This window comes from Pseudomonas paraveronii (genome assembly GCF_963681955.1).
Lineage (GTDB): Bacteria > Pseudomonadota > Gammaproteobacteria > Pseudomonadales > Pseudomonadaceae > Aquipseudomonas > Aquipseudomonas paraveronii.
The window spans coordinates 680,425-693,844 of the sequence record NZ_OY817130.1; the positions used below are offsets into that span (position 1 = coordinate 680,425).

The window sequence follows — 13,420 nt, forward strand, 5'->3', positions numbered from 1 at the left end:
AAAAAAACGAACTCAGCGCCCGAGGTATACCTCGATCACGCGCTCGTTTTCCTGCACCTGTTCCAGCGACCCTTCGGCCAGCACGCTGCCCTGGTGCAACACGGTCACATGGTCGGCAATCGAGCCGACAAAGCCCATGTCGTGCTCCACCACCATCAGCGAGTGCTTGCCCGCCAGGCGCTTGAACAGTTCGGCGGTGAATTCGGTTTCGGCGTCGGTCATGCCTGCCACCGGTTCGTCGAGCAGCAACAGTTGCGGGTCTTGCATCAGCAGCATGCCGATTTCCAGGAATTGCTTCTGGCCGTGGGACAGCAGGCCGGCCGGGCGATGCACCGAGGCGGTCAGGCGGATGGTGTCGAGCACTTCATCGATGCGGTCTTTCTGCTCGCCGCTCAGGCGTGCGCGCAGGCTGGCCCACACCGACTTGTCGGTCTTCTGCGCCAGCTCCAGGTTTTCGAACACGCTCAAGGCTTCGAACACCGTGGGTTTCTGGAACTTGCGGCCGATGCCGGCCTGGGCGATCTGTACTTCGCTCATCGAGGTCAGGTCGAGGGTTTCGCCGAACCAGGCGTTGCCGTGGCTGGGCCGGGTCTTGCCGGTGATCACGTCCATCAGCGTGGTTTTGCCCGCGCCGTTGGGGCCGATGATGCAGCGCAATTCGCCGACGCTGATGTACAGGTTCAAGGCGTTGAGTGCCTTGAAACCGTCGAAGCTGACGCTGATGTCTTCCAGGGTCAGGATCGTGCCGTGGCGCGTGTTGAGGCCCGTGCCAGCGGCCTGGCCGATGCCGATCGCGTCGCGGCCGCTGCCGGCGTCGAGAATAGGTTCGAGCATAAATTCTGCGGTCGCCGTGACTCTCATTGTTCACCCCGTTTCTTCAACAGCCCGATCACGCCCTTGGGCAAATACAGGGTGACGATGATGAACAGCGCCCCCAGGAAGAACAGCCAATACTCCGGGAACGCCACGGTGAACCAGCTCTTCATGCCGTTCACCACTCCGGCGCCGAGCAGCGGCCCGATCAAGGTGCCGCGCCCACCCAAGGCCACCCACACGGCGGCTTCGATGGAATTGGTCGGCGACATTTCGCTGGGGTTGATGATGCCCACCTGCGGCACGTACAACGCTCCCGCCAGGCCGCACAGCACTGCGCTCAACACCCACACGAACAGCTTGAAGCCACGCGGGTCGTAGCCGCAGAACATCAGGCGGTTCTCGGCATCGCGCAGGGCGGTCAGTACCCGGCCGAACTTGCTCTTGGCCAGGCGCCAGCCGATGTACAGGCTGCTCACCAGCAACACCACGGTGGCCACAAACAACGCCGCGCGCGTGCCCGGTTCGGTGATGCCGAAGCCGAGGATGCTGCGGAAATTGGTGAAGCCGTTATTGCCACCGAAGCCGGTCTCGTTGCGAAAGAACAACAGCATCCCGGCGAAGGTCAGGGCCTGGGTCATGATCGAGAAATACACGCCCTTGATCCGCGAGCGAAAGGCGAAGAAGCCGAACACCAGCGCCAGCAACCCTGGCGCCAACACCACCAGGCACAAGGCCCAGAGGAAGTGCTCGGTGCCGACCCAGTACCAGGGCAATTCGGTCCACGACAAGAAGGTCATGAACGCCGGCAACTCATCGCCGGAGGCCTGGCGCATCAGGTACATGCCCATGGCGTAACCGCCGAGGGCGAAGAACAAGCCGTGGCCGAGGGACAACATCCCGGCGTAACCCCACACCAGGTCGAGCGCGAGGGCGACGATGGCGTAGCAGAGAATCTTGCCCACCAGCGTCAACGTGTAGGCCGACACGTGCAGCGGATTGTCCGGCGCCAACAGCGAACACAGTGGCAGGGCCAGCAGCAGGATCAGGGTTACCGCGCCGATGGCAATCGTCAGCTTGGGGCCGGCCTTTTGTGTGGCCGTGAGCATCAATGGCTGGTTCATCAGTCGATCACCCGTCCTTTGAGTGCGAAGAGGCCTTGCGGGCGTTTCTGGATAAACAGAATGATCAGCGCAAGGATCAGGATCTTGCCGAGCACGGCGCCGATCTGCGGTTCGAGGATCTTGTTGGCGATCCCCAGGCCGAACGCGGCCATCACGCTACCGGCCAATTGGCCGACACCGCCGAGCACCACGACCAGGAAGGAATCGATGATGTAGCTCTGGCCCAGGTCCGGGCCGACGTTGCCGATCTGGCTCAGCGCCACGCCGCCCAGCCCGGCGATGCCGGAGCCCAGGCCAAACGCGAGCATGTCCACGCGCCCGGTGGGCACGCCGCAGCAGGCGGCCATGTTGCGGTTCTGGGTGACGGCGCGCACGTTGAGGCCCAGGCGCGTCTTGTTCAGCAGCAGCCAGGTCAGCAGCACCACGCACAAAGCGAAGGCGATGATCACGATGCGGTTGTACGGCAGCACCAGGTTGGGCAGCACCTGAATGCCGCCGGACAGCCAGGCGGGGTTGGCCACTTCGACGTTCTGCGCGCCGAACACCAGGCGCACCAGTTGGATCAGCATCAGGCTGATGCCCCAGGTGGCGAGCAGGGTTTCCAGGGGGCGGCCGTACAGGTGACGAATCACCGTGCGTTCCAGGGCCATGCCGATAGCGGCGGTGACGAAAAACGCCACCGGCAGCGCGATCAGCGGGTAGAACTCGATGGCGTGCGGCACGTAGCGCTGCATCAGCAACTGCACCCCATAGGTGGAATACGCGCCGAGCATCAGCATCTCGCCGTGGGCCATGTTGATCACGCCCAGCAGGCCGAAGGTGATCGCCAGGCCCAGGGCCGCGAGCAGCAGGATCGAACCGAGGGACATGCCGCTGAAGGCCTGGCCGAGGATCTCGCCCAGCATCAATTTGCGTTTGACCTGGGCCAGGCTGGTCTCGGCGGCGGTATGTACGGCGGCATCGGTTTCTACGCCGGGGGCGAGCAGGGTTTCCAGGCGGGTGCGGGCCAGCGGGTCGCCGGTGCTGCCGAGCAAGCGCACGGCGGCGAGGCGCACCAGCGGGTCGGCGTCGACCAATTGCAGGTTGGCCAGGGCCAGGCTGAGGGCGGTGTGGACGTCTTCGACGGTTTCGGCGGCGACGCGCTGGTCGAGGAATTTGAGCTGCGCCGGTTGCGCGGTTTTTTGCAGGGTTTGCGCGGCCGCCAGGCGCACCTTGGGGTCGGCGGCGAGCAGTTGCTGGCTGGCCTGGACGTTGTCGATCAGACCGCGCAGGCGGTTGTTCAGGCGCACGGTCTTGGTTTCGCCATTGACCGTGAGTTGGCCTTGTTGCAGGGCGTCCACCAGCTCGATGCGCGCCGGGTCGGGCTGGGCGGCCCAGTCCTGCAGCAGTTTGGCTTGTTGCGTCGGGTTGGCGGTGAGGAAGTCGTCGGCGTCACCGGCGTGTGCGCCAACAGGCAGCAACAGTAGGGCCGCGAGGATCAAGCGGTAGAGGGCAGTGGGCATAACAATATGTCCTGATCGTGCGCGCATCGGCTTTATGTGGGAGGGAGCTTGCTCCCGATAGCGGTGGGTCAGGCAATGCATGGGCTGACTGATCCACCGCTATCGGGAGCAAGCCCCCTCCCACATGTCGATCTGCGCTGGGGCTTAGTTACTTTTCACGGCGTAATCAGGTTTTTTGTCGTTGCCGGGAATGTACGGGCTCCATGGCTGGGCGCGGATCGGTTCCTGGGTCTGCCACACCACCGAGAACTGCCCGTCGGCCTGGATTTCACCGATCATCACCGGCTTGTGCAGGTGGTGGTTGGTCTTGTCCATGGTCAGGGTGAAGCCCGACGGCGCGGCGAAGGTCTGGCCGGCGAGGGCTTCACGCACTTTGTCGACGTCGGTGGACTTGGCTTTCTCGGCCGCCTGCGCCCACATATGGATGCCCACGTAGGTGGCTTCCATCGGGTCGTTGGTCACGGCTTTGTCCGCGCCCGGCAGGTTGTGTTTCTTGGCGTAGGCTTTCCAGTCGGCGACGAATTTGGTGTTTACCGGGTTCTCCACCGACTGGAAGTAGTTCCAGGCGGCGAGGTTGCCCACCAGCGGCTTGGTGTCGATGCCGCGCAGTTCTTCTTCGCCCACCGAGAACGCCACCACCGGTACGTCGGTGGCCTTCAGGCCCTGGTTGGCCAGCTCTTTGTAGAACGGCACGTTGGAGTCGCCGTTGACGGTGGAGATCACTGCGGTCTTGCCGCCGGCGGAGAACTTCTTGATGTTGGCGACGATGGTCTGGTAATCGGCGTGGCCGAACGGGGTGTAGACCTCTTCGATGTCTTTATCCGCAACGCCCTTGGAATGCAGGAACGAGCGCAGGATCTTGTTGGTGGTGCGCGGGTACACGTAGTCGGTGCCCAGCAGGAAGAAGCGCTTGGCGCTGCCGCCTTCTTCGCTCATCAGGTATTCCACCGCCGGGATCGCCTGCTGGTTCGGCGCCGCACCGGTATAGAACACGTTTGGCGACATTTCTTCGCCTTCGTATTGCACCGGGTAGAACAGCAGGCCGTTGAGTTCTTCGAACACCGGCAACACCGATTTGCGCGACACCGAGGTCCAGCAGCCGAAGACCACGGCGACTTTGTCCTGGGTCAGCAACTGCCGGCCTTTTTCGGCGAACAGCGGCCAGTTCGACGCCGGGTCCACCACCACCGGTTCCAGCATCTTGCCGTTCACACCGCCCTTGGCGTTGATCTCGTCGATGGTCATCAGCGCCATGTCTTTGAGCGAGGTTTCGGAGATCGCCATGGTGCCGGAGAGCGAATGCAGAATGCCGACCTTGATGGTCTCGGCGGCCTGCACGGTCCAGGTCATGCCCATGGCGGCAATCGATGCGGTGAGTGTGAAAGCCTTGATCAAGCTACGACGCTTCATGGTGCGATCTCCGGGAACTCGATGTTGTTATGAGGGCATTGCTCAGGCTTTTGCAAAGGCTGTGCCGAGGTGCCTGTTCGCGGGGCCGCGCACTTCGATGTCTCCCGTTGAGGCGCGGCGGCGCACCAGTTCGGGGCCGTTGCGGGGGCGTCGTGCATGCTCGCGCACCTGAAAGGGGCTGTTTTGGACGGTGATTAATTAGCTACCGCTTGAGCCGGGTTCGGTGTGACGAGAATGCCCCCTGACCACATCGATTCAGGTGTTCCACAGGGAGTGTTTATGGCTATCAGATTAACGCGCGAAGAACGTGCCGCCGGTTCACGCAGGGGCGCCACGAGCTTGCCGCTGCTGAGCCCGGAATTTTTGAAGGAAGAGGATGCCGCTTACTGGGCGCACACCCAGATCGGCGCGAAAAGAGACCGCGAATACGGTGGTGTGATTGTGCGCGGGGCGACGGGCCGGTTTCTGGCGACCGAGCCCGTACCTGGCGATGACAGAGAGTTCGATTTGCTCAAGGTCCTGGCGGTCGGCGCCGACGGTTATTATCAGCAGCCCAAGGGCTACACCTGTGTGGCCAGCTACCATTCACACCCGGCGATCCAGGCTGAAATCCTGCAGCGAAACCCTTCGTTCGACGAGCGCATGGCGAAGGCTTTCGTGAATTTTTTCTCGGCGAGCGACTTGTTTGCCGACATCAATGAGCAACAGTTTTTCCCGGCGGCGTATTTGTCCGGGCCGGACGGTTCGCTGATTCGCTATGCGCCCAGTGGCTCGCCACGGGAACGGAGTTTCGCGCTGTGGCTGCGCGCCGGCAAGCCCGCAGGTAACCCGGTGGGGGTGTATGGCCCGTTCAGCGAGCTGGTGAAGAAGGTCTCCACCCTGGGCGAATTGAGCCTGATCGTATCGGCTTCATTATGGGGCGGCTCCATCGGCACGGTACCGGCGGACTGGGTGGTGTTCGAGCCGTTCACGTCTGACGCCGTGACCCGCCAGCCACTGTTCACCTCGATCCTTGGCAGCGCCGAAGAGGCGCTGATCGCGGCGCGTCGGTATGACACCACGGCGCTTGACGCCCGCACATTCGGCTGTGTGCTCAAGCATCTGACCGATGAACTTTATGTGGCGACGTTTCCAGTCGTGGAGCACTCGCCCTCGTTCTCGGCGGCAGGGCTGTTCCCCGAGCGGACCCCGGGCAAACTGAGGCTGCCGTCCAACTTCCGATTGGAGGCGATCTACTACCGCTCCACCGTCGTGACCGCCGATATTCCCGAGCGCGAATCCTGGCTGTACAGCACGTTCCCTACGCCGGCGGAGGTGGTGGCTGCCATCGTTCAATCGGCGGCGACCCTGGAGTTGCAGCAGGAAAGCCGCGGCTTGCGTCTTTACGCACAGACCTCGGATGGCGCCCTGCTTGAACTCAAGGTGCCTGCGGCCAGTGATGCCGGCGCGCTGGTCAGCACCGTCGGCGACGGTGTGCTCGACGACAATGGCGCCCAGGCCGCATTGAAGGCCGGCAGCCTCAGCCCGCGCGACTATGTGCGGCGAGTGATCGGCGCGACGTCGGTGTCGGTGGTCGAGGCCGGCTTGTTCTGGCGGGTCGTCGGTCCGCTGGACTATCATTCGGCGGTGTTGAACGGTTTCTATCAGGCGGTATTGAGCCCGCCCTTTATTAACGCCCATGACGCCGCGGTGTATGCCCACGAGCAGATCGGCCCAAGGCGCGAGCGAGCCTACGGCGGCTATGTGCTCAAGGACAGGGAAGGCCGCTTCTTTATCACCCTGCCCCTGGCCAGCGACGCCAACCCGTTCGCGCGTAAGCTGTTTTTTCCGGTGGATATACCCGGCCCGTTGATCCCGCCCGAGTTTTATACGCTTTATGGCCGTTACGGCTCCCGCCCGGCGCTGTCGATGGTCGACCCCGGCTGGGTCAAACAACGCAATTGGACGCGCGAAGATGCCCTCATCAACCTGCAGATTTTTAGCCCTGCTGAAATCCACGACGTGATCCCGGCCAGGCACCCGGTGTACTTGTCGGCCGCCGAGGACTGTTTGCTGGCGTACACCCCGAGCGGCTCGGAGCAGGAGGCATTGGTGTCAACCGGCGCCGCGCCACAAGCGGCTGGCAGCGTGTTGCAAAAACGCCTGGACAGAGGGCTTCTCAAGCCCGCGATGTGGGTCACCCGGTTGGCTGAGGCGGGTGATTTGCGGGTGATCCAAGGCAACGCATTGTGGGGCCCGCGTTCGCCGATCTATAAAGACTGGACGCCCTCTTTCGAGTACGCACCCAGAGCAGGCGCTCCCGACTATGCGACCTATGGCGCGCTGTTCAGCACGGCAGACGAAGCCGCCCGCGATCTGCACGCGCGGGTGCATGGGCGCAACCTGCCGGAGCAGGCGTACTTTGCGTTTATCCTCAAGCACCAGGACAAGGAGCTGTACGTGGCCACCGAGGTGGTGGGCGTTAGTGAACGGGTCAAGCTGTTTAGTCTCAACAGCGTGTTTGCACCGACAGACGACAATGACTATCGGTTTCCCGCTGGGTTTTCGCTCTGCGGGCTGTTTCGTTCGCAGCAATGGCAGCCGACCGGGTTGTCGCCGTCCAGCGCCTGGCTGACCCGCTATTTTGTGATGCCGATGGTGTTGTACGACGTGCTTTACGAGAGCAAGCGCAGAGGGGCGAAATACAACAGCAATAGAAACCTGCCGGTGTATTTTTCGACGCAAGAGGGGGCCTTGTTGCGATTCGTACCGCTGCCCTTCAATGTGGGAAGCGGCGGGCCGGTGGAAAGCGCCTTTGAAGCGGCGGTCACCGAGTTGGCCTCTGGTCAAAAGACGGCGCAGACCTTTGTCCGGGAGTGGGCCAACGGCGGGGATCTGCGCGTGGTGCGTACCAGTCAATGCTGGGACCAGCCAGGGCGGGTGCCGCGCACCTGGTCCGGCTACGAACACCTGACCCGCCGTCGCGTCGGGCCTGCGTTTGCCAACCCGGACGATGCGGCGCGGTATGCCGCGGCCATTGTCGGTGAGGGCCGTCATCGCACCTACGGCGGCGTCCTGCTCAGGCTGCTCAATAACTTGTTCGTCGCGACGGACCCGCTGGTGGTGCCGCCCCAGGGGTTTGAGCTGAACTGGATTTATCCTGATTCGGCGATCGCACAAGGGCTGTATCCGTCGGGAAGTACCATCGTCGCGCGTTACCGCTCGGTGCTCGGGAAGGAGACGCAGATGCTGATGTCGGCCACCGAAAAGGCGGTCTACCAGAGCATGGTGCCCACGGGCGTGCTGTCGGATCTGTTGCACCGTCAAGTCCACATCAAGCGCGAATACGTGTTCGGCCCCGAGGGCGTCATCCTGAGTTACCAACTGAAGGGGTCGGCTGAGGAGGAGGCGCTCAAGCTGAAACTGGCGCCATTGAATTTGGTCAAGGGGGATGTCGCGGACAATGAAATTGAACGGCAACTGCGCAGCGGCGCGCTGCTGCCTGTCGATTTCGTCACGCAGGTGGCGAAGGCCGGTGATCTGCGGGTGGTCGACGGTAATCGTCTGTGGGGCTACCCGCGACAGTTGAGCGGGCCGTTCGTGCCGAACGTGGACCAGGCCACGGCGCTGAAGATCAAGCAGATGTTTGCCGATGCGCCGTGCGGCCCGAGCTTTACCCAGGCCTACGACGCAGTGCGTTACGCACAGCGCTTGTCGTCGCCGCAGCAGCAGTTGCAGTTCGGTTATGTTCTCAAGGACGTGCGCAAAAATGTCTACATGACGACCTTGCCGTTGGTCCGCGCCGAATACTGGCGCTTCGAGCAGGTCTTCGTCGATGGTCTGTTGCCCCAGGGGTATTCGCTCGATGGCTTGTATTTGTGCGCCTCTAGCGTGGCGATCGCGCCGTCGAGCGATGAGATGGCGCTTAGCTTTTTCTCGCCCCAGGACCTGGTCAACGGCGTCAGTTTTGTCTGCAACCTGGCCGGCAATGGCGCCTTGCCGCTCTATCTGCTGTGCGCCGACGGCGCGTTGCTACGGTATTCATTCACAAAGAACGGGCGGCAAGCACTGGATGCGCTGAGCACTGAAGCCCGAACGCTCGGCCCGCAATTGCTCGAGGGCACCGCCAGCGTCGCCGACTACGTGCGTGGGCTCGCGACCAAGGGCCAATTGTATGTGCGGGTCCCGAGCGCGGTGTGGGGCAAGGAACAAGCGGTGACCGCGCAGTGGCAACCCAAGGCCGCGCCCTGGCCTGTGCAGGACAACCCGCATTTTCTGTCCTTTTGCGGACCGCTGTTCAGCCATGCCGATGACGCCGCGCGTTGGGCCGTGAAACAGTTGGGCGGCTTCAAGGGCCTCGAATACCTCGGCGCCGTGCTGGCGTCGCCCAGGGGGCTGGGGTTCGTCGCGCTTGAGCCGGTGGAGGATCGCCGTGGGTGGCTGGAAGACACGATTTCACGGCTGTTCTGGTTCGGTCATCTGGGCTTCGATATCACGCCCGAGCATCCGCTGTTCTTCTACACCATCCAGGCGGTCCAGGCGTTTTACAAAGTCATCCCGTTGCGCCCGGATCTGTCGTCGCTGGATCAGCGCTTGCTGGACAACTTCGCCGACCAGAATGATCTGCGCCTGTACCTGGGCATCATCCGCAGTAACCGTCCGGTCGCCGAGAGTGTTTACCTGGCGTGCCGCGGCGGTGCGCTCCTGAAGTATGTGCCGGGTTTCACGGCCGACGAGGCGCGACTGCTGAGTGTCGACGCGTCGCCGTTGCCCAGTGTGCTGGTCAGCGGCTTGCGCGAGGCCGGTACGCTGAGTGTGCTGGATACCGACGCCTTCTGGACGCGTCCGGGGCCGCTGGGGGCGGAATGGCAGGTCAAGGATGTACTCGCCGAGCCGGACCCGCAGGACGTGCTGTACGGTCGCGACAAGGACGAACTCTGAGCGGTGTTCAGCGCTGCTGAAGCCGGCCGCCGTGGATCGACCGATCCACGGCGGCGTCGGCGTCAAACGCGCGAAGGTTGCGCAAACAGCCGCGACAGCAGCAGGCGATCCAACGCCCACACGACGATCAGCGACGCGCCCACCAACGGAAAGATGATCGCCAACCCGAGCATGATCACCATCGCGGTTTTCCACTTCGGCAGGTCATGACGCAACGGCGGCACACCCAGGCCGCCGGCCGGTCGCCGCTTCCACCAGATCACCACACCGCTGACGGCGCTGAGCAGGATCATCAGGCAGATCAGCAGCACAATCAGTTGATTGACCCAGCCGAACATCTTGCCCTCGTGCAACATCACGCCGGTCTCGGTCGCCCGCGCCACGCCGTTGTAGTGTTCCCAGCGCACATCGGCGAGGACCTTGCCGGTGTACTGGTCCACGTGCAGGGTTGCGTCATTGCGCGGGTCGTTGGCGAATACGGCGACAGTGAATACGCCCTCGGCAGTGGTGGGAGGGGTGATGCTGTAGCCGGGTTCGACCTTGCGTGCAGTGGCCAGGTCGACCACCTGTTGCAGGCTGATGGTGGGCGCGGCAGGGGCGGCCTGCATCGCGCCGTGGTTCATGTGTTCGGCATGGTCGCCGGACACCGGCATCGGTGTGTTTTCCATGGCCCAGGGCACGGTCTGTTGCGTCGCGGTGTTGAGCACGCGGGCCTGTTGATCGGAGGTCGGCACGGCGTTCCACATCGCCGCCGGGAAGCGGTTCCACAGCTCGGCGTATTGCTTGCCCCAGAAGCCGGTCCAGGCCATGCCGCTGAGCAGCATCACCAGCAATAATGCGGCGCCCCAGAAGCCGGTGACCACGTGCAGGTCGCGCCAGAACACTCGGCCACGCGTAGTGAAGCGTGGCCACAGCACGCCGGACGATGACTTGCCGCGCGGCCACCACAAGTACACGCCTGAGATCACCAGCATCACGCCCCAGCCGGCGGCGAGCTCGATCAGGCGATCACCCACGGTGCCGATCATCAACTCGCCGTGCAGGGCGCGGGCGATGGCTTGCAGGTTGTTTTTCGCGTCCTGCGTGCCGAGTACGGTGCCGCGATACGGGTCGACGAACACCGTCATTTCGCGGCCGCCGTCGTGCATGACGAACTGGGCGCTGCTGGTGGCGTCGGCCGGTGGCAGGTATTTGCTGAGCGTGCCCCGCGGGTAGGCGGCCTTGGCGCGTTGCAGTTGCTCGTCGGCGCTCAGCGCGTGTTCGGCGGCGGGGACGGTGAGCAGGTCGCCGTACATCAGCGGGTCGAGTTGGGGCTTGAACAGGTAGATGATGCCGGTCAACGCCAGCAGCACCATGAAGGGGGCGACAAACAGCCCGGCGTAGAAGTGCCAACGCCAGGCCAGGTTGTAGAAGGAGATTTTTTGTGTGCTCATCGGGGGCTCCGCAAGGTTTTGTTTTTTGGGGGCAGTTACACCGCTATCGGGGGCAAGCCCCCTCCCACATTTGGAATGCATTCCAGGTGTGGGAGGGGGCTTGCCCCCGATGCTTTAGAAGCTCATGTCGACCTTGGTCCAGAGCGTGCGGCCCGGCTCATTGATGGCTTGCGGATCGTTGGCCGGGTAGCCGAACCCGGCGTTGCCGGCCAGGTTCAAATGCTCGGCGTAGGCTTTGCCGAACAGGTTGTCGACGCCGGTGCTGACCTTGAAGTTTTTATTGATGCGGTACGCCGCGTTCAGCGAGAACACGCCAAAGCCGCTGCTCTTGTCGTAGTCCTTGCCGACCACGTTGCCTTTGTTCTGGTCGATGCGGTTTTGTGCGGCGACCACTCGCCACAAGGCGCCGGCGCTCCAGTCGTCCTCGCTGTAGGTCAGGCCCAGGCGCGCATCCAGCGGCGGCATTTGCGGCAGGGGCTTGCCGTCGCTGCTGTTCTTGCCCCAGGCATAGGCGAGGGTGGCGTCGGCCTTCCAGTTTTGGGTCAGCTTGTACGCTGCGCCCAACTCACCGCCCATGATCCGTGCGTCGACGTTACGCGCCTGGGAAGTGGTGCCCATCATTCCGGCTTTGTAATCGAAGAGGATGAAATCGCGCACTTGGCCGATATAACCCGAGGCCCAGGCTTCGAGGTCAGCGGTCTTGTATTGCGCGCCGAAGTCGAGCTGAGTGGTTTTCTCCGGCTTCACGCCATCGAACGCGTTGACCGAACCGGCCGCGCCGGTGTTGGGGGAAAACAGTTCCCAGTAATCCGGAAAGCGTTCGGCATGGCCCAGCCCGGCGTAGAGCGTGGTCGGGGTGTCTGCCAGATCGTGCTCATAACGCATGAAGCCTGAGGGCAGGGTGTCGGCGCGGGTGTCATCGGCGGTCGGGTTGGCGCGTGCCGACATGCCTGAGCCGATGGTTTGGCGGAAGTCCCTGGCCGAGGCGCGGTCCAGGCGCGCGCCGGTGATCAGGCGGTCGCGGTCGGCGGCGTACCAGGTCAGTTCGCCGAAGACGCCGTAATTATGGAAATTGGCGTCCTTGTTGCGCGGTAAATCCTTGTAGGTGTCGACGCCCATGCTGCTGCGCTGGCGGTGTTCGTTGGTCTGCGCATCCAGGCCGCCGATCAGTTGCAGGTCGGCCCAGCGCCAGGTCGCCTTGATTCGCGCGCCGAGGGTGCGGCGGTCGACGTTGGAGGCCATGGGGCCGGCCATCATCCCGGTGCCCGACGGGACGCGCAGGCTGTAGTTGTCCATGACGTGGTCGGCGTAGTTGTAGTAGACCTGGGCCTCGACCTTGTCCAGCACCTCACCGATATTGGACTTCTCGAAGCGCAGCCCCAGGCTTTCGCGCAGGAACTGCGAGCCGTCCATGCTGCGCCCGGCGTAGCGCGCCTCGCCATCGCCGCGGCCGGCGGTGAGTTCGAGCAGGGTGTCGGCGTCGGGGGTGAAGCCGACCGCGACGTCGCCGTTCCACTTGTCGTAGCGCGAGGCGACGGTGTCGTTATTGCCGTCCTTGTAGTCGTCGGAGTGCGCCTGGTTGCCGATCACCCGCACGTAGCCCAGGGGCCCGCCGGCAGCGGCATCGACGACTTTGTCGAAGCGCCCGTTGGAGCCGGCCAGCACGCTGGCGTTGAGCCGCGTGCCCAGTTCGCCAAAATGCTCGGGCTCGCGCTCGAACAGGACGGTGCCCGCCGATGCGCCCGGGCCCCAGAGCACGGTTTGCGGGCCTTTGATCACGGTCAGTGTGTCGTAGGTTTCCGGGGAAATGTACGACGTAGGCGCGTCCATCCGGCCAGGGCAGGCGCCGAGCATCATGCTGCCGTTGGTGAGGATGTTCAGGCGTGAGCCGAACATGCCGCGCAATACCGGGTCGCCATTGGTGCCGCCGTTGCGCACCAGGGCGAAGCCGGGGATGGTCTTGAGGTAGTCGCCGCCGTCGCTGGCGGGCACCGGCTGGCGTGGGTCTTTCGGGTTGGTGACCACGGTCAGTGGCGAGCTGGGCGCGATGGCCGTGATCACGGTGGGGCTCAGTTCGTGCTCGGCGTGCTCATCGGTAGCGGCATGGGCCTGTGGCATCAAGAGCGCGCCGCACAGAACGGCGAACACGGGAGTGCTTCCCAAGCGGGTGTCAGCAGAAAACCTGGACATGAAAAATTCCATCTATCAATCGTAAACA

At 63.5% G+C, this 13,420-nt stretch carries 7 protein-coding genes; 1 reads left to right on the top strand and 6 read right to left on the bottom strand.

The genetic code is table 11. From position 1 onward, the window contains the following. Positions 1-12 precede the first annotated feature (12 nt). From urtD to urtA, 4 genes are all read right to left on the bottom strand, one after another. Positions 13-861, bottom strand: coding sequence for an urea ABC transporter ATP-binding protein UrtD (gene urtD, locus U5A08_RS02925; RefSeq protein ID WP_321850202.1), 849 nt, complete (start codon positions 859-861; stop codon positions 13-15). Beyond that, positions 858-1,937, bottom strand: coding sequence for an urea ABC transporter permease subunit UrtC (gene urtC / locus U5A08_RS02930; RefSeq protein ID WP_321850203.1), 1,080 nt, complete (start codon positions 1,935-1,937; stop codon positions 858-860). The genes urtD and urtC overlap by 4 nt, the downstream gene beginning before the upstream one ends. Continuing rightward, a complete protein-coding gene (gene urtB, locus U5A08_RS02935) occupies positions 1,937-3,439 on the bottom strand; it encodes an urea ABC transporter permease subunit UrtB (protein WP_321850204.1) in 1,503 nt (500 codons plus the stop codon). Before urtB ends, urtC begins: the two co-directional genes overlap by 1 nt. 144 nt (positions 3,440-3,583) lie before the next feature. Further along, positions 3,584-4,849, bottom strand: a complete 1,266-nt coding sequence (gene urtA, locus U5A08_RS02940) for an urea ABC transporter substrate-binding protein (protein ID WP_247404496.1) — start codon at positions 4,847-4,849, stop codon at positions 3,584-3,586. 279 nt (positions 4,850-5,128) lie between these two features. On the opposite strand from urtA, the gene U5A08_RS02945 reads away from it, so the two are divergent. Further along, positions 5,129-9,769, top strand: coding sequence for a DUF4329 domain-containing protein (locus tag U5A08_RS02945; protein WP_321850205.1), 4,641 nt, complete (start codon positions 5,129-5,131; stop codon positions 9,767-9,769). Positions 9,770-9,831: 62 nt separating this feature from the next. Here U5A08_RS02945 and U5A08_RS02950 read toward each other — a convergent pair whose 3' ends face one another. Further along, positions 9,832-11,202, bottom strand: a complete 1,371-nt coding sequence (locus U5A08_RS02950) for a PepSY-associated TM helix domain-containing protein (protein WP_253393183.1) — start codon at positions 11,200-11,202, stop codon at positions 9,832-9,834. A gap of 114 nt (positions 11,203-11,316) precedes the next feature. Then, positions 11,317-13,392 (bottom strand): TonB-dependent copper receptor, encoded by a 2,076-nt coding sequence (locus tag U5A08_RS02955; protein WP_253393184.1) that lies wholly within the window; start codon positions 13,390-13,392, stop codon positions 11,317-11,319. Positions 13,393-13,420 lie beyond the last annotated feature (28 nt).

Bases quoted from the DNA above. Each gene is read 5' to 3' on its own strand.
- urtD (WP_321850202.1), bottom strand. From the start codon at position 861: ATGAGAGTCACGGCGACCGCAGAATTTATGCTCGAACCTATTCTCGAC.
- urtC (WP_321850203.1), bottom strand. From the start codon at position 1,937: ATGAACCAGCCATTGATGCTCACGGCCACACAAAAGGCCGGCCCCAAG.
- urtB (WP_321850204.1), bottom strand. From the start codon at position 3,439: ATGCCCACTGCCCTCTACCGCTTGATCCTCGCGGCCCTACTGTTGCTG.
- urtA (WP_247404496.1), bottom strand. From the start codon at position 4,849: ATGAAGCGTCGTAGCTTGATCAAGGCTTTCACACTCACCGCATCGATT.
- U5A08_RS02945 (WP_321850205.1), top strand. From the start codon at position 5,129: ATGGCTATCAGATTAACGCGCGAAGAACGTGCCGCCGGTTCACGCAGG.
- U5A08_RS02950 (WP_253393183.1), bottom strand. From the start codon at position 11,202: ATGAGCACACAAAAAATCTCCTTCTACAACCTGGCCTGGCGTTGGCAC.
- U5A08_RS02955 (WP_253393184.1), bottom strand. From the start codon at position 13,392: ATGTCCAGGTTTTCTGCTGACACCCGCTTGGGAAGCACTCCCGTGTTC.